The organism is Cupriavidus phytohabitans, assembly GCF_000426345.1.
Classification (GTDB): domain Bacteria; phylum Pseudomonadota; class Gammaproteobacteria; order Burkholderiales; family Burkholderiaceae; genus Cupriavidus.
This window is the reverse complement of the sequence record NZ_AUFE01000020.1, coordinates 66,627-87,684: the sequence shown is the minus strand read 5'-3', so window position 1 is coordinate 87,684 and position 21,058 is coordinate 66,627. Positions and strand designations below refer to the sequence as shown.

Genomic DNA, 21,058 nt, shown 5'->3' with positions numbered 1-21,058 from the left:
CCCTCAGCCTGCCAGCTCCCGGTGCAGCGCCAGGTACTCCTGCGACAGCTTGTGCCGCGGGTCAAGGTGGATCATCGGCATGGCGTGCTGGTGCGATTCCCTGATCTTCACCGAGGAAGACAGCCGCGACTCAAGTACCGGCAACCCCTCGGTGACCAGTTCTTCGACCAGCTTTGCCGGCAGGCTGGCACGCGGCTGGAACTGGTTGATGACGATGCCCTCGACCTCCAGCGCGTCGTTATGGTCTTGCTGGATTTCCTTCACGTTATCGAGCAGCGTATAGAGGGCGCGCCGGGAAAAATCGTCGCAGTCGAACGGGATCAGGCAGCGCTCCACCGCAATCAGCGCCGAACGGGTATAGAAATTCAGGGCCGGAGGGGTGTCGATGTAAATCGCATCGTAGGTTGCCTCCAGTTCGATCAGCGCATCGCGCAGCTTGTAGATCTTGTAGCGGGATTCAAGCTTGCCATGCAGCGCGTCGAGGTCGGCATGCGCTGGCATCACGTCGAGGTTCTCGAAAGGCGTCGGATGGATAAACGACGCCAGGTCCACCGGCTTGAAACTGTAGGCCAGGGACGCCTCGAAGAAGTTTGCCGCGCTCGGGCTCGCCTCGCCGGCGCGCGCGCCCATCAGGTACTGGGTCGAATTGCCTTGGGCATCCAGGTCGACGACCAAAGTGCGCAAGCCTTCGCTGGCACTGATCGCCGCGAGATTGCATACGATTGTTGACTTGCCAACTCCGCCTTTCTGATTGAATACGACGCGCCGCATTTCTTCCCCTGCCAGGACCGTTTTGAAGGCGAAAGCATACCTTAGCGAGGGAGGGCGCGGCCATGGCAGAGGTGGCGATTGTGGCGATTCTCACAGCGCGATCTGCATCAGCATTCCGGCTTCGACCTGGTCGCGGCGCAGTGCCGGGGAGGCAAGGACCGCCGGAGCCAGTTCCGCGTAGCTGATGGGCATAAAGCCCATTCGCGCGAAGTAGCCGGACGCGTTGCTGGTTTGCAGCACGATCGACTCGACGCCCTCGCGGCGGACGTCTGCGACGATGGCGGAAATGAGGAGTTCGCCAAGGCCGGCTGACCGCGCGCGCTGTGCAACCGCAAGGCCTCTCAGAACGCCCGTGTTCGCATAGCGCTCCAACCCTGCGCAACCCAGCAGGCCGGCGTTATCCCGAATTACCATGTATTGGCCGATCCGGTCCTGAACCCCGGCCACGGATAATGATGAGGCGTGCAGGAGTGCTTTAATGTCCGGCCAGTCCGCCTCGGTAGCATAGTGAGGACGCATAGAGGAAACCCTCGCGTAGTTCGTCCTCTTATCCTATTTTCGAGGGGGCATGCTGCCTGTAGGGATTGATCCTTAGGTGGATTTGCCTATCCGTCGCCATATCAAGGCGTCACATCAGGTCACGACGCCAGACTGCAGGTCGCAGTTTTCTCGTGGAAATCGCTAGCGCCAGACCAGGGTTGTTTCCCCGAGCAAATGGCCGGGCAAGATATAGTCGCCATGCTCGATCGCAAGGGACTCGAGTTCGCACAGGACCGCCTCGGGCAGCGCAATCATGTCGAACCTGCAATAGAGGTATCGCTGTCTGAAGGTCAGCTTCTTTTCACGCAGCCCGCGTGTCAAGGCGTCGGCAGACTCGACGCAAATATGCTCGACTGTCCGGTACTGGACATCGACACCCAGCCGCTGGCCAAGCCGCCCGAGCTCGATCGCATCCTCCCACGCTGTCTCATAGTCCAGCTCGACGGTACCTTTCGCGCAGGCGTTGATGTACGCCACTGCGCTGGCCCGGCTGCGTGCAATGAAGGCGCTCATTGGCAAGTCTCCGCGATGGAGTCATCGCGGGTGACTATACCTACGACGCGGGGCATGACGCAAGCGGCTGCGAGGTGCATGACTCGGCTATCCTAGCCGGACACCCTGGCTGGGGACGGCATGGATCCAGGCATCCCGGTGTCGGATTCATTTAAAGAGGAGGGCGCTGGCGATTATCAATACCATCAGCAGCATTCCCAGCCACACTGCCTCGAACGCGCTTGCGCGCCGCGCCGAACGACGGACCTCGGAATCGGACTTGTGAAATTCGGCCAAGCCGCCAGAGTAGAGTTTCTCCCAACGCATTTCCATCGTCAGCCTCCCTTCGTCCATGACTGCATTCTTCAGCGCAAACCAGGACTTGGCAACGAGGAGAAGGGTTAAATGCGGTTAATCCTTTTGGCCGATTGCGCGAAAATCCATGGCAAGTATCCTGCGCGCCGGGATTCTCCGAAGTCTTCAATCCACCCAGAGCAGCTGCACGTCATGAACCGCCTGGTCTCCGCTTCGAGGCGCCCGGGCGCGCTTGCGGAAAGCCTCGACTGCCTCGCGTATCCGTAGTGCTTCGCGTCGCGAAACCGCACCCGACCATATCATCTCGCCCCGGCAGAACATCTGTACCGAGTACTTTGGCGCATCCCATGCGTGCACGATCGGCTCATCGCCTTGTGCGGGTTCGGCGGGCACAAGCTTCTTTTTCAAGGGCGACTCGATCCTGTAGAAAATGGTCTCCGCCGGGACCACGCCACTGATATCCCGACCGTCATAGTGGCCGACCAGGGACACTTCTCGACCATTGACCGGCGCTACCACGAGTCCGTTGAGCAGAAGATAGGATTTGCAGTACAGCAGAAACCGGTTTCGCAATTGCCATACGAAACAAGCGATTGCCGCCGCCACCAGGGTGGCGGGAAAGAAGGTCGCTTCCATGTCTTCTCCCTTACCGCGCGCTATGTTTGCCGCTGTCCGGTAGTCTAGGTGATCCAAACAGGCAGGTAAGGTTCTGTGGCTTCGAGCCCACAAGTTCAGGTCTGGAAAACTGCCTGACGATGGCGTGGCCGGCAAGTCTTCGAAACACCGGGAAAGCTTGAGCAACAGTCATTCAAGCGCGCGTTGCTGAATGCCTGTGACGTGTCGCACGCCTTGTACTTTGGCGTGGATGAACTAAACCTCACGTATCCGAAAGTTTCTCCGCGCAATGGAGCCGAGCATGCATTTCGACAAGCTATTCGTCGCCTGCGCACTCGTCGCAGCCAGTGGCGTAGCGCTAGCCCAGCCAGAATCCAACGTGCATGTCGCGTCCGGCGTCGGGGCGGTGATGGCGACGGAGACGGTCAAGACGACCTCGACCGTGGTCGCCATCGACAGTGCCACACGCACAGTCTCGTTAAGGAACAAGCAAGGCAAGGTTACCGACCTGCAGGTCGGCGACGACGTCCGGAACTTCGACCAGATCCGCATTGGCGACGTGGTGACCGTCGAGTACAAGCAAGCGCTGTCCGTGAGCATGACCCGGCAGACCGGCGTGCGCTCGGCTATCGAGCGGGAAACGATCGAACGCGCACCGCCCGGAGCCAAGCCTGGCGGCAGCATCGGCCGGGAGGTGACCGTGACTGCGGATGTCGTGAACGTCAACCACAAGGCCGGCATGGTGACGCTCAAGGGTCCAAAAGGGAAAACGGTGGACGTGCATGTCAGCGATCCCCAGCAGCTCAAGGCCATCCGGCGCGGCGACCAGGTGCAGGCGGTCTACACCGAAGCCTTTGCCGTATCGATGACGCCCAAAGCGAGCCGCTGATGGTGGCGTGACCAGGGTAATCAAGCCAACGCGGGGAATGACCGGCTAGGCGATATTTAACATAAGGTTTATTATGCGAAAAAATCTGTAGGGGCTAAGTGACATTTTCTTTGCCGGGTATCGCCTGGCCAAGGCTGTCTAGCCCTGCGCTTTCGGCTCTGTCAGCAGCGACAGAATCCTCGGATCGTGGTCGACGCGCGTGGCCAGGATAATCGTGACGGCGGTCGCATCCGGATGTTCCGGATTGAGGACGTAGTTGGAGGCGTATGGCACAAGCACGCTCGGCACCTTCAGCAGCAAGCTGGTGCGGGCAGCAAGCCATTCCGTGCCGGCGCTTTTGGACCACTGGCTGTCGGTTTTCCAGTTTTCGGGCAATGCTGCAATTTCGGCCACTGCCACCGACTCGGGGACTTCGACCTGGAGCAGCTGGTATTGCTTCGGCAGGTCCTCGATCTTCGCCGCCTCGTGATGGACGAGGATCTCCAGGAATGCCAGCGCGGGATGCTCCGCGAGATAGACGACGGGCTGGCCTGGAAAGTGCCACCGGCCGCCCGCCCGAAGTCCGCCCAACCCTTTCAGGTCGGCGTAATTGCTGATCCGCCACAGGTACATCAGGCGAAATACCCTTCGTCGATCTGAAGTAGTTCTTCCTCGACAAGGCGCGCGCCCTGTTCCGTACCCGCCAGTTCAAGCGGCGACTTGCCGGCAAAGCGTTGCTGGCCGGCTCTCAGCCAGGACAGTGCCCGATCGGCCTGGCCGAAGGTGGAAATGGCTTGCGCGAGAATCCGCGCCAGCCGAATGGCCTTGTCCGATTCATCCACCGTGAGCGACTCGCCCCGTTCACGCCTGTGGCTGAGCGTGCGGCGCGGGATAATAAAGCTGATCTCTTCCCACGCCAGACCTGCATGCAGCAAGCGCTCCATGGTCTCGGCCGGCAGCCGCTGCACGGCGAGCGCGACAAGATCCGCGCCTGAGCGAATGTTTGTCCTGAGAACGTCACTCAGGCTGTCAAGATAGCGGTTCTGCGGCGCCCCGCTACCCGAGGGCTTGAAATCTATCGTCTGCATATCTGCACCTTGGCAATTTGCCATTCGATTATAGGCATTTTGCCAAAGTCCTGCCAGAAGGGTGAATGTCGACCTTGAGGCACTCCGCCAGCCGCGCCGCAGGTTACTGCTTGCTGAAGTCGACGATAGGCCTGAGTTGCGTAAAGTCGTTGGGATAGTACGGCGGCACGGCCTGGGGATTCTTCTTGCGCGCGAGATCGATGAACTTGCGGTCCGCTTCCAGGACGAGCATGACTTCGTGCCGGTGGATTCCGTTGGAGTGCGCCCGCTCGAGGTCGCGAACGCTCTTGGCCCGATAGGCGATGGTCCGCATCAACAAGTCATAGAGTGCCTTTGGCCGACGCGCTTCTGCTTTCTGCCGTGCCTCTTCCTCGTTCTGATGCAGGCGCGCCCACAGAGACGACGCGGTCAAACCTGGTGAGTGTTCCGCCAGGGACGCTAGTTGAGCCTTGGGGGTGTCTAGGTCGAAAGAAATCCCCTCGGCGGACAGGAATTCCCGGAGCTCGAATATCTTTAGTTCCAGCAGCTTGTCATAGGTGTTTCGCGTGCCGAGTCTGGCGATCTGATTCACATCGATCCAGTTGGACGGGAAGGATCCCAGCCGCTCAAATGTATCGTGCCATTCTTCATACTCGACCCACTTCCACTGGCGGCCCTTGAAGAAGACTTCATAACCTTTCTCGAAGTAACCTCCGAGATTCAGCCCATCGCTACCCGTCTCGGTCACCAGGTCCCGCAGTTGGGATTTCTCTTCCGCGGAAATGCCCTCGACCGTTTCCATCACTTGCGCGAAAACCCGGTCGTAAGCGCGGACAGGAACACCCGCTGTGGGCGCAGACGGAATGCGCAGCGCTCCAGGCGGCGGCGCGATTGCCTTTTTCTTGGTTCGGAACAAATCCAGGAAAACCACTCTACTCCCCTACAAACAACGCAGTGCACAGACTTCATCTGTGCACTGTCCATCACTACCAGTCAAGACAGACCACTATTTTACCGGGCCGCAGTGGCCTTCGCCGGCGCTCTGGGATTGCCTGTATCGGGCCCCAGTTAGCGCGCCCTCTTCCCAGGCGCGTCATCGGTGAAGTGGTAAAGGTGCGTGTTGTCCGGCGCCTCGCCGATCCTCTCGCCGCTCGGGCGGAACTCGATATGGCGCTGGTAATTTTCGCTATCGGTCCTGGCATCGCGGGTGGCGAGCTTCAGCGCCTCGGGATAGGGCATGGGATTCTTCGATTTCTCGATCTCGAGCAGCATCGTGTGTTCGTTGACACGCACGCTGTATTTACCGAGGTTGAAAAGGAGGTACATCGCCAGGAGGTTGTCATAATCCTGGTAAGCGCCGGCGTCGCGGCGGAAGTCTAGCGACAGGACCGAGGGAAAGCGGTCGGGCAGGTCCTTGAATGCCACTTTCTCTTCGTCTTGTGGGTCGACATAGGCCGAGCCACGGTACTTCTTGTACAGCACCACGTCCATTCCATACTCGCGCCGGCCCCACTCCCTGATCAGCTTCATCGCCATCTCGGTAGGGACGTTGGCGGTGGCTGCCGCCACCACGCGCCGTCCTGACAGAACTCTCGCGCTGGTCACCTCCAGGTCGCGGTAGCCGGCGCCAAACTTGAAGGCGGCGCCGATGGTCTTGGCGCAGTTCAGGCGCAGGTAGTCATACTTGATTTCGCCTCGGTGATACTCGGTGTCACTGCGCCGCCGGTGATAGTCTTCGTTGATGCGGCGGAAGTATGCGACCAGGGCCGCCCTGTCCCCCGCCGGCACCCCGTAGACACGCACACCGATGACCGAGCGCTTGTAGATTTCGCCAAAATCCAGCCCAAACGATGCGGTCTCGGCGACCGTGGAGACCGTCCTGAACAGATACTCCTGCTTGGGTATGGCGATCATCAGATCGGTGGTGTAGTAGCCGCTCGCGTGCTTGCGGTCTCGGTCCGCATAGAAGTTGGCCGAATAAACCACCTCGTCGCCAGGCGCATCGTCACGGAGCGCCAGTGCAATATGACCGGCCGAACCGCCTTTGGACGTGCCGAAGCTGATCAGCAACTCCAGGTCGTAGGGATCCTCGCGAAGCCGTGCCGCGATCTGTTCGATGTTGGCCGGCTCTGGCCCGCCCTTGCTGCCGAAGTCGGTGGCAAGGGCCACGCGAGGCAATAGAATCGCTGCAGCGACGAGCCAGAGCACCAGCCTCATTCTCATTATGTCCCCCGCCCCTCGGCCAGCCCGTTCCGCAGGCAACCTGGTCGTCGCATGACACCATGCAGAGCGTTTAGCGTTTGTCAGGGTCAAGATGATGCCGACTGCAAAAGTTCCGCGACGCCAGGCTGCTCTTTCGTGCGGGTTTGACTGGTCTTGTTGACGTAGCCCTCCTGAGCGCTCTCATTTGGCGTAACGCCCTGGTTGCGAAGATGGGCAGCGACCGTCTCGCACCAGTTGAGCAACTGGTGCTTGTCAAGGTCCGCGACCACGTCTTCACCGAAAAGATTCGAAAGCTCAAGTGCGACTCCTGAAAATTCGGCGCCGTCATCTCGAATGGTCAATACCCCGTCGCCATCCTGGTCGCACATCTCGATCCTTGTTGCAGACATAGCCATTACCTCCTGAAGCTTCGTCACCGTCACTTGATTCGTAACCGGTCATGTCGGGCGCTCCCCTGCCTTGTCGGTCGCCTGTCCAGCGTATCTATGCTAGAAGATCGGCTTCCATGCCACCAAGGGGAGTAACCGCCTGCTGTGTGCCGGTTATGTCCCTTACTCCGTCGCGTCGAACGCCTGGTGGTAACACACGTCGCCAACCGGCATTTCTCCGCCGAAGGCTACGGCCTGGAAGTATTCCTGGGGAACGCCGGGCAGCACCAGGCCGGCATGCGCCTTGAATCCAAAACGGCCGTAGTACGCCGGGCTGCCGAGCACCACGCAGCCAGCGCCGCCGAGGCGCCGCAGTTCAACCAGGGCCGCCTTCATCAGGTTCGTGCCGATTCCTTGCCCTTGCCGCCCGGGCAACACGGAGATCGGCCCCAGGCCATACCATGCCGTTGCTCCGGACGAAATCGTCACCGGCGAGACGGCGACATGGCCGACGATGGCATCGCCGTCCGCTGCCACGAGTGACACAGTCAGTTGCCCATCGCGGCGCAGTGCATTGACGATGAAGTGCTCGGTATGGCTTGAGTGCGGCTCGCCGCGGAACGCGGCTTCCGTCAGCCGTGCGATGGTGTCGGAGTCGGCGCCCTGCTCATTGCGGATGTGGATGCCCATGTCTCTTTTCCGGGTGTCTTTGTCGATCAAGAATACCTGTGAGCCTCGCTTTGAAACTGCCAATTCCGGGCAGTATGCTGTGAAAGTCGCCAGCTTGCCGGCGCAATTCTCGATTCTTGGACCAGACATCATGGTGCTTGCGTGATCCGCCACGCCTTTCCAGGGGCGCGTAGAAAGGGCCGAATGCTCGCATTGCTTGCCGCCATTCTTGTGGCCGCCCTCGGCGGCATTGTCGCGTACAACCTGATTGGTGGCGAAAAGCGCATCGAGCGCCGCCTCGACCGGCTCTACAGCCTGGCCGATCCGCAATTTGTCCGCGAACTGGGCGTACTGCTCGGGCCTCCGGTCGTCGATGGCAACCGCTTTCGCGTGCTCAGGAATGGCGACGAGATCTTTCCAGCGATGCTGGGTGCGATCCGAAGCGCGAAGCAAACGATCAATTTCGAGTCGTACATCTATTGGTCCGGCGATATCGGCAATGAATTCGCGCAGGCCCTTTCCGAACGGGCCAGGGCGGGTGTCAAGGTACAAGTGCTGCTGGACGCCGTCGGCAGCTCGAAGATCGACAAGTCCGTGCTGGACATCATGACCGGCGCCGGCGTGGACGTGCGCCGCTACCACCCGGTGCGGTGGTACACCGTCGGCAAGCTCAACAACCGTACGCACCGCAAGGTGCTGGTGGTCGACGGCACGATTGGCTTTACCGGCGGCGTCGGCATCGCGCCGGAATGGACCGGCAATGCGCAGGATCCCGACCACTGGCGCGATACGCATTTCCAGGTGGAAGGCCCCGTGGTTGGCCAGATGCAGTCCGTATTCCTGGACAACTGGATCAAGGTCAGCGGCGCGGTGCCGCATGGGCCGGAGTACTTTCCTGAATTGCCCCCGGTCGGCAACGGCCGCGCCCAGATGTTCAGCAGTTCGCCCACCGGCGGCAGCGAGAGCATGGCGCTGATGTACCACCTTGCCATCACGGCGGCCGCGCGAACGATCGATTTGTCGGCGGCCTACTTCGTGCCCGACGAACTGACGGAAAAAGCGTTGCTGGCGGCCCTGGCAAGAGGCGTCAGGCTGCGCGTGATCGTGCCGGGCGAGCATATCGATTCGGAGACGGTGCGCGCCGCGTCGCGCCGGCGCTGGGGCAATCTGCTGAAGGCAGGCGCCGTGATCGCCGAATACGCGCCGACGATGTACCACTGCAAGGTGCTGATCGTTGATAACCTGCTGGTGTCGGTCGGTTCGACCAATTTCGATAACCGGTCATTCCGTCTCAATGACGAAGCCACGCTGAATATCCTGGATGCCGGGTTTGCCGCCGAGCAGACCAGGATCTTCGAGGAAGACCTGAAATTGTCGCGCCCCAAGACCTATGAACAGTGGGCCAACCGTCCCTGGACCGAAAAACTGCGCGACCGGATGTCTTCGCTGATTGGCCCCCAACTCTGACCCCTGACGCGGGCCTTGGGGTGCGGGTTCCCCGGCTTCCGGCGCTGCCCCGGCTCACCCCGCGGGTTATGATGCTGGCGATTCAGCCCCCCACGGTCATGCCAGTCCGCGCGCTCCATCAGCGCCCTGGCCAGCCATCCGCCCGCGATGAACGCCCCACTGCAACTCGTCGGAAACCATCCATCGATTGTCGCCTTGCGCGACCTCGTTGCCCGCGTGGCCGGCAGCCAGGCGCGCACGGTCTTGCTGTACGGCGAGACCGGCACCGGAAAAAGCCTGGTGGCTCGCATGCTGCACCAGCAATCGAGCCGCGCCAGCGCGGAATTCATCGACATCAACTGCGCCGCGATCCCGGCGCAATTGCTCGAATCCGAGCTGTTCGGCCATGAGCGCGGCGCGTTCACCGGCGCGGTCGGCAAGAAGGAAGGGTTGATCGAGGCCGGCAACGGCGGCACCGTGTTCCTGGACGAAGTACGCGAGCTGGACCTGGTCATGCAGTCCAAGCTGCTGACGCTGCTCGATACCGGCCGGTTCCGCCGGGTCGGCGCGGTCAAGCCGATCAGCGTGGATGTGCGCTTCATCGCCGCCACCAACAAGATCCTGCTCAGCGAGGTCAACGCCGGCAAGTTCCGCGAGGACCTGTACTACCGCCTGCAGGTCATCGCGATCAATATCCCGCCGCTGCGCGAGCGCGGCGACGACATCCTGCTGCTCGCGCATGGCGCGCTGCAGCGCTACAACCGGCAGTACGGCAGCCGCATGGATCGGCTCGCCCCGGAAGTCGAGCGGATCTTCCGCGCGTATCGCTGGCCGGGCAATGTGCGGGAACTGGAAAACCTGCTGGAACGCATCTGCCTGCTCGAGCAGGGCGACTGCGTGCTGCCGGCCCACCTGCCCGCGCGGATCCTGCGCGCCACCGGGGGCACTGACACCTCCGGCACGAGCCTCGCGCCTTCCGCCGATGCCGCTCCTGTCGCCAGCGCGGCTGCGCCCGCGGCAAGCGCCGCGCTGGCGGATGGCCTGGATTACCACGCCGCCACGGCGCAATTCCAGGCGGCGCTGCTCGGCCAGACGCTGGCGACATGCCATGGCAATCTTGCCGAGGCGGCGCGCCGGCTTGGCCTGAGCCGCCACGCACTCCGGCACCAGATGAGCAAGCTCGGCCTGGCCGCGGACTGACCCTGCGCGCATTTCACGCATCCGCGTGGAAAACACGCGGCGCGCTCGGCCGCGCTCGCGTGCGCTCCACGCAGCCCACCCTGCCCCATTCCACATACCCTTGATTTAAAAGCAAAAAATCTGGCGTCTTCGGCTGGCACGGCTTCTGCTCAATAAGTGTCGTGTGACTCGCTTAATCGGATAAAGCGACACCTAACCGGAGAACCTTGCATGCAGTCGCTGAAGATCATTTGCCCCAACGGCCATCTCGGCTTTGCGCCGCTGCGCACCGGCAGCTTCGAGCTTGGCGTGGCCGCCCGGCCGGACTACATCGCGGCCGATTCGGGCAGCGATGACGTGGGCCCGGTGCCGCTCGGCTCGGATACTTCGACCAGCCCCGAGGCGTGGCAGCGCCACGACCTGGAGCACATGCTGCTGGCCTCGCGGCGCCTGGGCGTGCCGATGATCATCGGCTCGGCTGGCGACACGGGCACCAACAGCCGGGTCGACCTTTACGTCAGCATCATCCGCGAACTGGCGCAACGGCACGGGCTCAGGCGCTTTCGCATCGGCTACTTCTACTCGGAGGTTCCCACGTCGCTGGTCCGCGAGAAGCTCGGCGCCGGCGAGACCATCCGGGGCCTCGACGGCTTTGCCGACCTGACGCTGTCCGAGCTGGACAGCACCGAGCGCATCGTCGCTATGGCCGGCGTGCATCCGTATCTCGAACTGCTGCGCCAGGGCGCAGACGTGATCATCGGTGGCCGCAGCTCCGACGCCGCCGTGTTTGCCGCGCCGGCGCTGCACCATGGCTTCGCGGCGGACCACGCCTACTATCTGGGCAAGGTGCTGGAGTGCGCCTCCTTCTGCGCGGAGCCGTATGGCGGCAAGGAAACGGTACTGGGCGAGATCACCCGCGACGACGTCCGCGTCACCGCGATGCATCCGGACCAGCGCTGCACCGTTGCCTCGGTGGCCGGCCATGCCATGTATGAACGCTCCAACCCGTTCGAGGAATTCGTCGCGGGCGGCAGGCTCGACATGCGCCATTGCCGCTACGAGCAGCTCGATCCGCGCACCACCCGCATCACCGGTTCGCGCTTCGAGCCCGACCAGCTCGTGCGCGTCAAGCTGGAAGGCGCCGGCAAGGTCGGCGAGCGGTATGTGGGGCTTTGCGGCATCCGCGACCCGTACACGATTGCCAATGTGGACCGCGTGATCGCCTGGGCCCGCGACCAGGTGCGCGCGCGCTTCGGCGATAACGGCTACGAGCTGCACTACAACGTCTACGGACGCGACGGCGTGATGGGCGAGCTGGAACCGCTGCGCGACCGTCCCGGCCATGAGTTGTGCGTCATGGTGCAGGGCGTGGCGCCAACGCGCGAGATGGCGGAGGAAGTCGCGATGATCGGCCTGCGCCAGATGTTCTATGCGCGCCTGCCGGACGTCAAAGGCACCGCCGGCTCGGTGTCGTTCCCGCTGGACGAGGTGCTGCGCGCCAGCCCCGCCTATCGCTGGACGCTGAACCACACGATGGCGGTGCACGATCCGCTGGCACTGTTTCCCACCCATGTTGTCGAGGCCGGCGTCTGAGGCGCCAGGTTTCCAGGAGATCCATCATGACCACTGCCAATCCGACCGCGTTCGCCGCGCCCGCCCCCCATGCGCCCGCGCAGAAGCTGCACGAACTTGCCAAGACCATCCGCAGCAAGAACGCCGGGGTCAACAAGATCACGTTCGACATCATCTTCCGCGAGGCGGCGCAGTATGAGCGCGTCAAGCGGTCCCGGGTGCTGAGCCGCGAAAGCATGGCCGCGCTGTTCGGCGTCCCGGCCACGCGCATCAGCGATTTCGTCGAATACGATCCGGCCTTCGCGATCAAGTTCACCATGTACCGCCAGCGCCCGAGCGGCAGCGCCGGCGACGGCGACATCTTTGGCGCCCAGCAGTATGCACCGCTGCTGGAACTGGAGATTCCGGCCTGACCTGCGCACAGCCAGCGCGGCCGGCCCGGCTGGCCGCGCGCGGGCCTGTGGCATCGCCGGCGCCGCCCGGTTGCGCCGGCGGTGCCGTCCTGCAGCCTTGCTGCACTACGATGAGTTCGGACAGACGTATGAACAAGACCTCTTTCAAGCGCATTTGGACCCGCCTGGCGCGCACCCTGCCGGCGGCTATTGCCACGGCAGCGCTGGCGCTCGCCGCCACGGCCGGCGCCGCGCCCGCGGACAATGCAGCTGCCGTGCCGCCGCTGATGCGGATCGTGGTGCCGTTCTCGGCAGGCGCCAGCAACGACGTGATCGCTCGCGCGATTGCGCCGGCATTGGCCCGTCAGCTCGGCAACACGGTGATCGTGGAGAACCGGCCCGGCGTGGCAGGCGTGCTGGGCGCGGATTACGTCGCCAAGTCGCCACGCGACGGATCGGTGCTGTTGCTGACGTCGTCGACCTTCCTGACCGCCGCGGCGACGCAAGCGCGCTCGCCATATGACCCGCTGACCGCGTTCGCGCCGGTTGCGCTGGTTGCCGACGGGCCGCTGCTGCTGGCGGTGTCGTCCACGCTCGCGGCGTCGAAGTCGATCCGCACCGCCGCGGAACTGATCGCCGCCGCGCGCGCGAAGCCGGGGGCCATCACCTACGGCTCGGCCGGCGTCGGATCGCTGGGCCACCTTGCGTCAGAGATGCTGTGCGACGCCTCCCGGGTGCAGATGATGCACGTGCCGTACAAGGGCGCGGCCAATGCGCTGATCGACCTGGCCGCGGGGCAGATCGATGTGATGATGTCGAACTACAGTTCGATCGCCACGCAGATCAAATCCGGCAAGGTCAAGCCGCTGGCCGTGACGTCGGCCACACCGAATCCCGCTTTCCCGGAGTTGCCAACGCTGGCGGCGTCGGTGCCGGGCTATGGCATCGAGATCTGGGTCGGGGTGCTGGCCCCGGCCGGGACGCCGGCGGCGCTGGTGCAGCGGCTCAATCGGGAAATCGCCGAGATCGCTGCCTCGCAGGAGGTGCGCATGGTGCTGGAGCCGGATGGCTCGCGTCCGCTGGCTGTCAGTCCGGCCGAGTTTGGCGCGCGGATGAAGCACGATCTCGCGCAATGGAAGCGGATTGCCGCGGAACGCAAGATCATTGCGGAATAGACCCATGCGTCACACTATCGGCCGTATGCGAATCGGTAATCGAGAGCGTATCCGGTAGGTGTTTGGATAAGCCGCATAGGTGATCTGGCAATTTGGGCGCTCGGCCGGCATATGCAATGTGGTAAGCCGATGCGCCATAAATAGACGAAGTAGTAATCGACGTATAAACTCTGGTAATCCTCCATGCCTCCATTACCTCACTCCTCAGTCCGCTTATGGCTTACGCTCCACTCGGCTACAGCGCCCTGATTGCCAGGTTCAAGCTGCGCGTTCCGCCCCTGCATTCGATATCGGAACTGGCGGACAAGACAGGCGTGCTGAGCACGCATACCGGCGCTGACGGCAGCGTAAAGACTGTCTATCCCAGAAATCGCTACCGCGGCGACGATACGACCCTCGACCATCTCACCTTTGCGCTGCGCAAGGAACCGCTGAATCTGACCGTGCTGGCCGCGCTGTTCGAGCATCAGGAGGCGGTTGAGGAGGTACGGCAGTGGCTGGCGGCTTCGCCCGGATCGCGGTACGCGCGGCTCAGCGGTTTCTATGCCAAGTGGCTTGCCGGCGCGCAGTTCGACTACAAGCTGCCGGCCGGAACTGCCCGCGTTGCGGCGCTCGACGAAGCGGACTACGTTACGGGCGACAGCCAGCTCGACGCCCAGTTCGGCATCCTGAACAACCACCTCGGCCCGGCGGCATTCTGCCCCTTGGTGCGTCGCACCGAGCGCCTCCAGGCATTCATCGGCGCCGATCTCCCGGGCAAGATCGCCGCCGCGATCAACCGGCTCGAACCGGAAGTCCTGGCGCGCGCGGTGGACTATCTCTACCTCGCCGAAACGCGTTCGACCTATTCGATCGAGAAAGAGCTGCCCGACAACCAGCGTGTCGCCAGGTTCAGGCGCCTGCTGGAGTTTGCCGGTGCGGCCGTGCCACTCGACGAGGCGCAGTTCTGCGAATGGCAGAACGAGATCATTTCATCGATCCGGGCGGAGTACGCCTATCGCGATCGCCAGAACTGGCTCTCGCGCGGCGGACGGCTGCGCAACATTGCCGACTACATCCCCCCGCCCCCGCAGCAGGTCGAGCCGATGATGGAAGGCCTGGCACAGGTTGCCGGCCTGATCAAGACGAAAGCCGCGCACCCGCTCGTCATCGCGGCGTGCGTTGCATTCGGCTTTGTCTATATCCACCCGTTCTACGACGGCAACGGGCGCCTCCACCGCTTCCTGATCCACCATCTGTTGCGCCAGGCCGGCGTGACGCCAGAGGGCGTCGTGTTGCCGGTATCGGCCAGCATGCTGAAAAACCTGCCGGTCTACGCCGGCTTGCTGAAGGACTACTCGGCGCCTCGCACGGGACTGCTGAACTATGTGCTTGACGCGGACAGCGACACGATTCTCATCAAGTCGCCACAACCCTATTGGCTCTATGCGTCGTTCGATGCGACGGCGCTTTGCGAGTTTGTCTTCGAATGCGTCCAGCAGTGCGTCGAAGAAGACCTGGCGCTGGAGATCCGCTACCTGAAGGCCTTCGATGCCAGCGTGGCCCGCATCGAAGGATGGCTGGACCTGCGCCAGGCGCGCCTCACCAACCTGATCGACCTGGTCGTGCAGAACCACGGCGAGCTCTCCAACCGCAAGCGCGCGAAATTCACCGAATTGTCCGATGCGGAGATTGCACGGATCGAGGAAGTGGTGCGCGACGAATTCGCGGACTACTTCGAAGCCACGGCAAAGGCGGCCTGATTTCGCGAGCGTGTTTCAGGCACCTCGGGCGCCTCGGGCGCCGCACGATTGCCAAAATCGGATATCCGTAGCGGCCATTGCATGGCCCGATCAGGCCGTGCGGGCGCCAGGGGATGCCGGCCCTCGCGCCCGGCGCCCCTCGCCGCACCGCCGCACGCACGCCGCGACTCAGTAGATCTCCCGGTACGCCGGTTGCCGATTCCGGCTAACGCCCAGGCCCCGCCACTTCATAGACTGCCTCCATCCCGCTTCCCACAGGAGACAGTCGTGACGCACCCAAGCAGGAACGCACGCCCCGCCAGCAGAGCGCGGCAGTTCGCACGTTCCGCACCCCCGGCGCTGCGCGCATGGTGCCTTGCCATGTCGCTCGCATCGCTCGCCATCGGCGCGGGCAGCGCCGTCGCCGAGCTGCCGCCCGAAACGCTGACGATGGCCACGCTGGCGCCGGCCGACGAAAACCGCCTTTACATCTCCGACGTTGCGTTCCGCCACATGGTCGACGGCCGCCTGCACGTGGTCGACGGCAAGCAGATGAAGTACCTCGGCCTGGTGCCGACCGGCTTCGGCGGACAGTCGCTGCTGTCGCCGGACAAGCGCACCATCTATGTGGTCTCGACCTTCTACCCGCGCCTGTCGCGCGGCGAGCGGACCGACGTGGTCAGCCTGTACGATGCCGGCACGCTGGCCTACCGCAGCGAGATCGTGATCCCGCCACGCCATGCGCAGTCGCTCAACTACCGGGGCATCATCGCCACGTCCGCGGACGGCCGCTTCCTGTATGTGCAGAATGCCACGCCGGCGACCTCGGTCAGCATCGTCGACCTGAAAGAGAACAAGCTTGCGTCCGAAGTCCAGACGCCGGGTTGCTGGGGCATCCTTGCCAGCGCCGCGTCGAGCCAGCGCTTTCACTCGCTGTGCAGCGACGGCGCCATGCTGACCGTCACGCACGATACCAATGGCCAGCCTGCCGGCCAGAAGCGCAGCGCGCGCATGTTCGATCCGCAGGAAGACCCCGTTTTCCTGCATGCGGAGCGCATCGGCAACACGCTGTACTTCGTTTCCTTCAACGGCAACGTCTATACCGCCGACCTCTCGGGCGAAGCACCGTCCTTTGGCAAGCCGTGGCCCATCGTCGATACGGCCGACACCAGGGGCGGCTGGAAGCCCGGCGGCTATCAGCTGTTCGCGCTGCACGCCGCCACGCAGCGGCTCTATGTCGGCATGCATCCGAAGAGCCGCGAGGGCTCGCACAAGACGCCCGCGGCGGAGATCTGGACCATCGACCTGGCCAGCCGCAAGCGCGTGGCGCGCGCGCCCGGGCAGAACGCGCTGGCACTGACCATCACGCAAGGCGCCAGGCCCACGCTGTACGCGCTCGACGCGATCAAGGCGGGCGTGGTCGCGCTGGATCCCGCGGCACGGCTGAAGCCGGTCGCGCGGCTGGATAACGTGACCGAGAACGCCGTGCAGGTGGAGGCCCATCAATGACCGCCGCCCTGCTGTGCGCCGATCCCCTTGTCACCGCTGCCTGCAGTGCGGCCGCGGCGCTGGTGCTGCTGATGTCGGTGCTGCCCAAGCTGCGCGACTTTGCGCGCTTCCACGCGGCCCTCGACGCCTACCAGCTGGTTCCCGCCGCATGGACCCGTGCCGCGGCAATGGCCTTCGTTGCCGCTGAAGCGGGCGCCGCGCTGCTGCTGGTGGCACGGCCCCTGCAGGCGGCTTCGGCGGTCGCCGGGCTTGCCGTCGTCGGCCTCGCCACCGCTGCCGTCGGCATCAACCTGGCGCGCGGCCGTCGCGATATCCGCTGTGGCTGCGATGCCGAGGGCGTGCCGTTGTCGGGCGGCCTGGTATGGCGCAATGCCGCCTTGCTGGCGGTACTGGGCGCGGCGGCCGCATCCGCCGCGGCAGCGCCCACGCGCGCCCTGGCACCGCTCGACTTTGCCGCCGCTGGCTTCTGCGCCCTGGCGCTGCTGCTGATGTGGCTGGCCAGCACGCAATTGCTGGCCAACGCGGCACGTACCCGCGCCTGACCATCCCTTGATTTCCTTCTGACCGAGACCGTGATGACTGCTCTTGTGATAGCAAATATCGTGCTGTGGATCGCCGTGCTGGCGCTGCTGCTTGGCCTGTATGCGCTGGCCCGCCAGGTCGGCATCCTCTATGAACGCGTGGCCCCGATGGGCGCGCTGGTGATCGACGCCGGCCCGCGCGTCGGCCAGCCGTTGCAGCCGTTCGCGCTGCAGGACGTGCGCGGCGGCCAAGTCTCCGTTGGCGGCCAGCAAGCCGCCGCCACGCTGATGTTCTTCCTGTCGCCAACCTGCCCGATCTGCAAGAAGCTGATCCCGGTGCTGAAGTCGATCCGCGCCAGCGAACGCGGCTGGCTGCGCATCGTGCTGGCGTCCGACGGCGAGCAGCCGGAGCATCTCGCCTTCCTGAAGCAGGCCGGCCTGGGCGAATTCGAATACGTGTTGTCGAAGGAACTCGGCATGCACCTGCAGATCGGCAAGCTGCCTTACGGTGTGCTGCTGGACCAGCAAGGGACGCTGCGCGCCAAGGGCCTGGTCAATTCGCGCGAGCAGCTGGAAAGCCTGTTCACCGCCATGGACCTGAACGTGGCGTCGGTGCAGCAGTTCCTTGAAACCCACGCCTGAGCGCAAAGGAGAACGTGTGATGTGGTTCGACAACCTCTTCGAGCGCCAGGCGCGCCGGGCCGCGCAACGCGTCGGCCGCCGCAGCGTGCTGGCCACGCTGGGCAAGGCGATGGTCGGCGGCATGGCGCTGCCGGTACTGCCTTTCGACCGCAGCGCGCATGCCGCCAGCGCGCACGGCGCGCGCGCCGGCAAGCCGGCCGACGAAACCGCATGCGATTACTGGAAATACTGCGCGGTCGACGGCTTCCTGTGCTCGTGCTGCGGCGGCACTTCGACTACCTGCCCGCCCGGCACCGAACCGTCGAAAGTGTCGTGGGTTGGCACCTGCCGCAACCCTGCGGACGGCAAGGACTACATGGTCAGCTACAACGACTGCTGCGGCAAAACTACCTGTGGCCGCTGCGAATGCAATACCAACGAGCGCGAGCGCCCGGGCTACAAGCTTGGCGTCCACAACGACGTCAACTGGTGCATGAGCAACACCAGCACGATGTTCCACTGCACCACCTCGATCATTCTCGGAGTCCAGGAATGAAGCCGTCCGTCCTGATCGCCGCCGCCGGGGCGGCACTGCTGGCCGCCCTGCCCGCCGCCGCGGCCGACCTTGCCGCGCAGGGCAAGGACCTGTTCGCCGCCAACTGCGCGGCTTGCCACAACGCCGACGCATCCGGGATTGCCGGGGTCGCGCCGCCGCTGGCCAATGCGCTGCGCGAGCGGCTGGGCGCGCCGGCAGGCCAGGCCTACCTCGCCAACGTGCTGGTGCACGGGCTGGCGGGCCCCATCGAATCGCAGGGGCAGTCCTTCAACGGCATCATGCCGCCCTTTGCCGCGCTGCCGGACGCCTCGCTGCTGGCGGTGATGGCGTGGCTCAATACGCAGAACGGACAGGCAGCGACTGCCGGCGGCGCCGAAGCGCTGGCCAAAGCGCGCGCCGAGCGCAAGACGCCGGGCGCCGTGCGCAAGCTGCGCGAGGCCCGCTGACATGGGCCGCGCCGCGCCACGCCGCGTCGTGCGAGTCGTGCGGATCGCGGCCACCCTGGCCTGCTGCCTGGTTGCCGCGGCGGCGCATGCCGAGGGCAGGCTGCAGCGCGGCCAGGGCAGCTACATGCTGCACTGCTCGGGTTGCCACCTGCCGGATGGCTCGGGCAAGCCGGCCGCCGGCATTCCCGACATGCGCCTCACCGTGCCACAGCTGCTGCGCTCCGCCGCGGGCCGCGCGTTCCTGGTGCAGGTGCCTGGTACGTCCGGCTCGGACCTGACCGATGCGCAGATCGCCGAGCTGATGAACTGGATGCTGCCGGCGCTGACCGCGCAGCGCGACGCGGCCCCGTACACGCCGCAGGAAGTGACCCGCTACCGCAATGACCGGCTCGACGATGTCGCCGCGCACCGCGCCGCGATCCTGCCGGGCCGCTGAACCCGAAACACCCACACCGACAACGATCCGACGAGGAGACCCATGGACACCCGCACCGACCTGCTTCTGCCCGCTACCCGCGCCTTCCTGCAACGCCCCAAACGCATGCTGATCGGAGGCCAGTGGGTCGCCGCTGCTGACGGCGGCGTCTTCGTCAGCGAGGACCCCGCCACGGAATCGCCGCTGGCCGAGGTGCCCGCCGGCAAGCCCGCCGACGTCGACGCCGCCGTGCAAGCCGCGCGCCAGGCCTTCGGGCAAGGCGCGTGGGCCGCGATGCGCCCGTCCGACCGCGAGCGCCTGCTGCTGCGCCTGGCCGACCTGGTCGAGGCCAATGCCGACGAACTGGCGCAGATCGAGGCGCTCGACAACGGCAAGCCGGCCAGCATGGCGCGCGCCGTCGACGTGGCCGCCGCCGCCAGCTTCCTGCGCTACATGGGCGGATGGGCGACCAAGCTGCACGGCGAGAGCCTGGACGTGTCGGTGCCGCTGGTGCGCGAGCGCGAGTTCGTCGCCTTCACCCGGCAGGAGGCGGTAGGCGTGGTCGGCGCCATCATCCCGTGGAACTTCCCGCTGCTGATGGCGGCGTGGAAGCTCGGTCCGGCGCTGGCGTGCGGCTGCACCGTGGTGCTCAAGCCGGCCGAGGAAACGCCGCTGTCCGCGCTGCGCCTGGGCGAGCTGATCGTGGAAGCCGGCTATCCCGCCGGCGTGGTCAATATCGTGACGGGCGGCGGCGCGGACTGCGGCGCGGCGCTGGCGGCGCATCCGGATGTCGACAAGGTCGCCTTCACCGGCTCGACCGAGGTCGGCAAGCTGGTCGGCACTGCCGCCATGCAGCGGCTGGCCCGCGTCACGCTGGAGCTCGGCGGCAAGTCGCCGGTGATCATGCTCGACGACATGCCGCCCGAGGCCGCGGCGGCCGGCGCCGCGCAGGCCATCTTCTTCAACCAGGGGCAAGTCTGCACCGCGGGTTCGCGGCTCTACCTGCCGCGCAAGCATTTCGACGCCACCGTGGCGGCGCTCGCCGGCATCGCCAACGGCTTCCGGCTGGGCGCGGGCATCGAGCCCGATACCACCATGGGGCCGCTGGTCTCGGCACGCCAGTGCCAGCGCGTTGCCGGCTATGTGCAGGCGGGCGTGAAGGACGGCGCGACGCTCGTCTGCGGCGGCCCGGCGGACACGTCGCGCGGCCATTTCTTCCGCCCGACGGTGCTCGCCGGCGCGCCGGACACTGCCAGCGTGGTGCAGGAAGAAATCTTCGGGCCGGTGGTGGTGGCCCTGCCCTACGACGAGATCGACGAGGTGGTCGGCCGGGCCAACGGCACGCCGTTCGGGCTCGCCGCATCGGTGTGGTCGAACGACCTGTCGCGGGTACACCGGCTGGTGCCGCGCATCAAGGCCGGCACCGTGTGGGTCAACTGCCATAACCTGCTCGACAACGCCATGCCGTTCGGCGGCTTCAAGCAATCGGGGATCGGCCGCGAGATGGGCCGCGCCGTGTTCGAACACTACACCGAGACCAAGTCGGTGATGATCGCTGTCTGAGCCGCGGACCGCCA

General features: G+C 64.7%; 25 protein-coding genes. 14 read left to right on the top strand and 11 right to left on the bottom strand.

From position 1 onward, the window contains the following. Positions 1–3: 3 nt before the first annotated feature. From K309_RS0116565 to K309_RS0116545, 5 genes are all read right to left on the bottom strand, one after another. A complete protein-coding gene (locus K309_RS0116565) occupies positions 4–771 on the bottom strand; it encodes a ParA family protein (RefSeq protein WP_029047481.1) in 768 nt (255 codons plus the stop codon). Between the two features lie 90 nt (positions 772–861). Beyond that, a complete protein-coding gene (locus K309_RS0116560; protein ID WP_029047480.1) occupies positions 862–1,290 on the bottom strand; it encodes a GNAT family N-acetyltransferase in 429 nt (142 codons plus the stop codon). A gap of 162 nt (positions 1,291–1,452) precedes the next feature. Continuing rightward, positions 1,453–1,824: a hypothetical protein gene (locus tag K309_RS0116555; protein WP_029047479.1), complete on the bottom strand. Its 372-nt coding sequence runs from the start codon at positions 1,822–1,824 to the stop codon at positions 1,453–1,455. Between the two features lie 147 nt (positions 1,825–1,971). Continuing rightward, positions 1,972–2,157 (bottom strand): hypothetical protein, encoded by a 186-nt coding sequence (locus tag K309_RS0116550; RefSeq protein ID WP_029047478.1) that lies wholly within the window; start codon positions 2,155–2,157, stop codon positions 1,972–1,974. A gap of 126 nt (positions 2,158–2,283) precedes the next feature. After that, positions 2,284–2,754 carry a hypothetical protein gene (locus tag K309_RS0116545; protein ID WP_029047477.1) on the bottom strand — a complete coding sequence of 157 codons (471 nt, stop codon included), beginning with the start codon at positions 2,752–2,754 and terminating at the stop codon, positions 2,284–2,286. 280 nt (positions 2,755–3,034) lie between these two features. Here K309_RS0116545 and K309_RS0116540 point away from each other — a divergent pair, with 280 nt between their 5' ends. Beyond that, positions 3,035–3,622: a hypothetical protein gene (locus K309_RS0116540; RefSeq protein WP_029047476.1), complete on the top strand. Its 588-nt coding sequence runs from the start codon at positions 3,035–3,037 to the stop codon at positions 3,620–3,622. 138 nt (positions 3,623–3,760) lie between these two features. On the opposite strand, the gene K309_RS0116535 is transcribed toward K309_RS0116540, so the two are convergent. From K309_RS0116535 to K309_RS0116510, 6 genes are all read right to left on the bottom strand, one after another. After that, positions 3,761–4,237, bottom strand: coding sequence for an RES family NAD+ phosphorylase (locus tag K309_RS0116535; RefSeq protein ID WP_156914383.1), 477 nt, complete (start codon positions 4,235–4,237; stop codon positions 3,761–3,763). Then, positions 4,234–4,689 carry an Xre family toxin-antitoxin system antitoxin gene (locus K309_RS0116530; protein WP_029047474.1) on the bottom strand — a complete coding sequence of 152 codons (456 nt, stop codon included), beginning with the start codon at positions 4,687–4,689 and terminating at the stop codon, positions 4,234–4,236. Before K309_RS0116530 ends, K309_RS0116535 begins: the two co-directional genes overlap by 4 nt. A 103-nt stretch (positions 4,690–4,792) precedes the next feature. After that, positions 4,793–5,599: a hypothetical protein gene (locus K309_RS0116525; RefSeq protein ID WP_156914382.1), complete on the bottom strand. Its 807-nt coding sequence runs from the start codon at positions 5,597–5,599 to the stop codon at positions 4,793–4,795. Positions 5,600–5,736: 137 nt separating this feature from the next. Then, positions 5,737–6,885, bottom strand: a complete 1,149-nt coding sequence (locus tag K309_RS0116520) for a hypothetical protein (RefSeq protein ID WP_029047472.1) — start codon at positions 6,883–6,885, stop codon at positions 5,737–5,739. Between the two features lie 92 nt (positions 6,886–6,977). After that, on the bottom strand, positions 6,978–7,313 hold the full coding sequence (locus K309_RS0116515) for a hypothetical protein (protein ID WP_029047471.1): 336 nt from the start codon (positions 7,311–7,313) through the stop codon (positions 6,978–6,980). A 129-nt stretch (positions 7,314–7,442) separates the two neighbouring features. After that, entirely contained in the window at positions 7,443–7,949 is a 507-nt protein-coding gene (locus K309_RS0116510; protein ID WP_029047470.1) for a GNAT family N-acetyltransferase, read from the bottom strand. 183 nt (positions 7,950–8,132) lie between these two features. Between K309_RS0116510 and K309_RS0116505 the strand changes: the two genes are divergently transcribed. From K309_RS0116505 to K309_RS0116445, 13 genes are all read left to right on the top strand, one after another. After that, positions 8,133–9,395, top strand: a complete 1,263-nt coding sequence (locus K309_RS0116505; protein WP_029047469.1) for a phospholipase D-like domain-containing protein — start codon at positions 8,133–8,135, stop codon at positions 9,393–9,395. 147 nt (positions 9,396–9,542) lie between these two features. Continuing rightward, complete coding sequence (locus tag K309_RS0116500; RefSeq protein WP_029047468.1) at positions 9,543–10,574, top strand: sigma-54 interaction domain-containing protein; 1,032 nt, start codon at positions 9,543–9,545, stop codon at positions 10,572–10,574. Positions 10,575–10,784: 210 nt separating this feature from the next. Continuing rightward, positions 10,785–12,146, top strand: a complete 1,362-nt coding sequence (locus tag K309_RS0116495; protein ID WP_029047467.1) for an acyclic terpene utilization AtuA family protein — start codon at positions 10,785–10,787, stop codon at positions 12,144–12,146. A 26-nt stretch (positions 12,147–12,172) separates the two neighbouring features. After that, positions 12,173–12,538 carry a DUF4387 domain-containing protein gene (locus K309_RS0116490; protein ID WP_051320490.1) on the top strand — a complete coding sequence of 122 codons (366 nt, stop codon included), beginning with the start codon at positions 12,173–12,175 and terminating at the stop codon, positions 12,536–12,538. Between the two features lie 128 nt (positions 12,539–12,666). Beyond that, positions 12,667–13,692: a tripartite tricarboxylate transporter substrate-binding protein gene (locus K309_RS0116485; protein WP_051320489.1), complete on the top strand. Its 1,026-nt coding sequence runs from the start codon at positions 12,667–12,669 to the stop codon at positions 13,690–13,692. A 215-nt stretch (positions 13,693–13,907) separates the two neighbouring features. Further along, the gene (locus tag K309_RS0116480; protein ID WP_029047464.1) at positions 13,908–15,434 is read left to right on the top strand and encodes a Fic family protein; all 1,527 of its coding nucleotides are present in this window, start codon (positions 13,908–13,910) and stop codon (positions 15,432–15,434) included. Positions 15,435–15,794: 360 nt separating this feature from the next. Then, the gene (locus K309_RS0116475) at positions 15,795–16,922 is read left to right on the top strand and encodes an amine dehydrogenase large subunit (RefSeq protein WP_064737453.1); all 1,128 of its coding nucleotides are present in this window, start codon (positions 15,795–15,797) and stop codon (positions 16,920–16,922) included. Next, on the top strand, positions 16,919–17,464 hold the full coding sequence (locus K309_RS0116470) for a MauE/DoxX family redox-associated membrane protein (protein ID WP_029047462.1): 546 nt from the start codon (positions 16,919–16,921) through the stop codon (positions 17,462–17,464). Before K309_RS0116475 ends, K309_RS0116470 begins: the two co-directional genes overlap by 4 nt. A 33-nt stretch (positions 17,465–17,497) precedes the next feature. Next, positions 17,498–18,085: a methylamine dehydrogenase accessory protein MauD gene (gene mauD / locus K309_RS0116465; RefSeq protein ID WP_029047461.1), complete on the top strand. Its 588-nt coding sequence runs from the start codon at positions 17,498–17,500 to the stop codon at positions 18,083–18,085. Between the two features lie 19 nt (positions 18,086–18,104). Then, the gene (locus K309_RS0116460; RefSeq protein WP_084402448.1) at positions 18,105–18,620 is read left to right on the top strand and encodes a methylamine dehydrogenase light chain; all 516 of its coding nucleotides are present in this window, start codon (positions 18,105–18,107) and stop codon (positions 18,618–18,620) included. Continuing rightward, on the top strand, positions 18,617–19,066 hold the full coding sequence (locus K309_RS0116455) for a c-type cytochrome (protein WP_029047459.1): 450 nt from the start codon (positions 18,617–18,619) through the stop codon (positions 19,064–19,066). The genes K309_RS0116460 and K309_RS0116455 overlap by 4 nt, the downstream gene beginning before the upstream one ends. Position 19,067: 1 nt before the next feature. Beyond that, a complete protein-coding gene (locus K309_RS0116450) occupies positions 19,068–19,502 on the top strand; it encodes a cytochrome c family protein (protein ID WP_029047458.1) in 435 nt (144 codons plus the stop codon). 42 nt (positions 19,503–19,544) lie between these two features. Continuing rightward, positions 19,545–21,044 (top strand): aldehyde dehydrogenase family protein, encoded by a 1,500-nt coding sequence (locus K309_RS0116445; protein WP_029047457.1) that lies wholly within the window; start codon positions 19,545–19,547, stop codon positions 21,042–21,044. Positions 21,045–21,058: the final 14 nt, after the last annotated feature.

What these genes read in the sequence shown, in the direction of transcription:
- K309_RS0116565 (WP_029047481.1), bottom strand. Translation starts at nt 771, where the DNA reads ATGCGGCGCGTCGTATTCAATCAGAAAGGCGGAGTTGGCAAGTCAACA.
- K309_RS0116560 (WP_029047480.1), bottom strand. Translation starts at nt 1,290, where the DNA reads ATGCGTCCTCACTATGCTACCGAGGCGGACTGGCCGGACATTAAAGCA.
- K309_RS0116555 (WP_029047479.1), bottom strand. Translation starts at nt 1,824, where the DNA reads ATGAGCGCCTTCATTGCACGCAGCCGGGCCAGCGCAGTGGCGTACATC.
- K309_RS0116550 (WP_029047478.1), bottom strand. Translation starts at nt 2,157, where the DNA reads ATGGACGAAGGGAGGCTGACGATGGAAATGCGTTGGGAGAAACTCTAC.
- K309_RS0116545 (WP_029047477.1), bottom strand. Translation starts at nt 2,754, where the DNA reads ATGGAAGCGACCTTCTTTCCCGCCACCCTGGTGGCGGCGGCAATCGCT.
- K309_RS0116540 (WP_029047476.1), top strand. Translation starts at nt 3,035, where the DNA reads ATGCATTTCGACAAGCTATTCGTCGCCTGCGCACTCGTCGCAGCCAGT.
- K309_RS0116530 (WP_029047474.1), bottom strand. Translation starts at nt 4,689, where the DNA reads ATGCAGACGATAGATTTCAAGCCCTCGGGTAGCGGGGCGCCGCAGAAC.
- K309_RS0116520 (WP_029047472.1), bottom strand. Translation starts at nt 6,885, where the DNA reads ATGAGGCTGGTGCTCTGGCTCGTCGCTGCAGCGATTCTATTGCCTCGC.
- K309_RS0116510 (WP_029047470.1), bottom strand. Translation starts at nt 7,949, where the DNA reads ATGGGCATCCACATCCGCAATGAGCAGGGCGCCGACTCCGACACCATC.
- K309_RS0116505 (WP_029047469.1), top strand. Translation starts at nt 8,133, where the DNA reads ATGCTCGCATTGCTTGCCGCCATTCTTGTGGCCGCCCTCGGCGGCATT.
- K309_RS0116500 (WP_029047468.1), top strand. Translation starts at nt 9,543, where the DNA reads ATGAACGCCCCACTGCAACTCGTCGGAAACCATCCATCGATTGTCGCC.
- K309_RS0116495 (WP_029047467.1), top strand. Translation starts at nt 10,785, where the DNA reads ATGCAGTCGCTGAAGATCATTTGCCCCAACGGCCATCTCGGCTTTGCG.
- K309_RS0116490 (WP_051320490.1), top strand. Translation starts at nt 12,173, where the DNA reads ATGACCACTGCCAATCCGACCGCGTTCGCCGCGCCCGCCCCCCATGCG.
- K309_RS0116485 (WP_051320489.1), top strand. Translation starts at nt 12,667, where the DNA reads ATGAACAAGACCTCTTTCAAGCGCATTTGGACCCGCCTGGCGCGCACC.
- K309_RS0116480 (WP_029047464.1), top strand. Translation starts at nt 13,908, where the DNA reads ATGGCTTACGCTCCACTCGGCTACAGCGCCCTGATTGCCAGGTTCAAG.
- K309_RS0116475 (WP_064737453.1), top strand. Translation starts at nt 15,795, where the DNA reads ATGTCGCTCGCATCGCTCGCCATCGGCGCGGGCAGCGCCGTCGCCGAG.
- K309_RS0116470 (WP_029047462.1), top strand. Translation starts at nt 16,919, where the DNA reads ATGACCGCCGCCCTGCTGTGCGCCGATCCCCTTGTCACCGCTGCCTGC.
- mauD (WP_029047461.1), top strand. Translation starts at nt 17,498, where the DNA reads ATGACTGCTCTTGTGATAGCAAATATCGTGCTGTGGATCGCCGTGCTG.
- K309_RS0116460 (WP_084402448.1), top strand. Translation starts at nt 18,105, where the DNA reads ATGTGGTTCGACAACCTCTTCGAGCGCCAGGCGCGCCGGGCCGCGCAA.
- K309_RS0116455 (WP_029047459.1), top strand. Translation starts at nt 18,617, where the DNA reads ATGAAGCCGTCCGTCCTGATCGCCGCCGCCGGGGCGGCACTGCTGGCC.
- K309_RS0116450 (WP_029047458.1), top strand. Translation starts at nt 19,068, where the DNA reads ATGGGCCGCGCCGCGCCACGCCGCGTCGTGCGAGTCGTGCGGATCGCG.
- K309_RS0116445 (WP_029047457.1), top strand. Translation starts at nt 19,545, where the DNA reads ATGGACACCCGCACCGACCTGCTTCTGCCCGCTACCCGCGCCTTCCTG.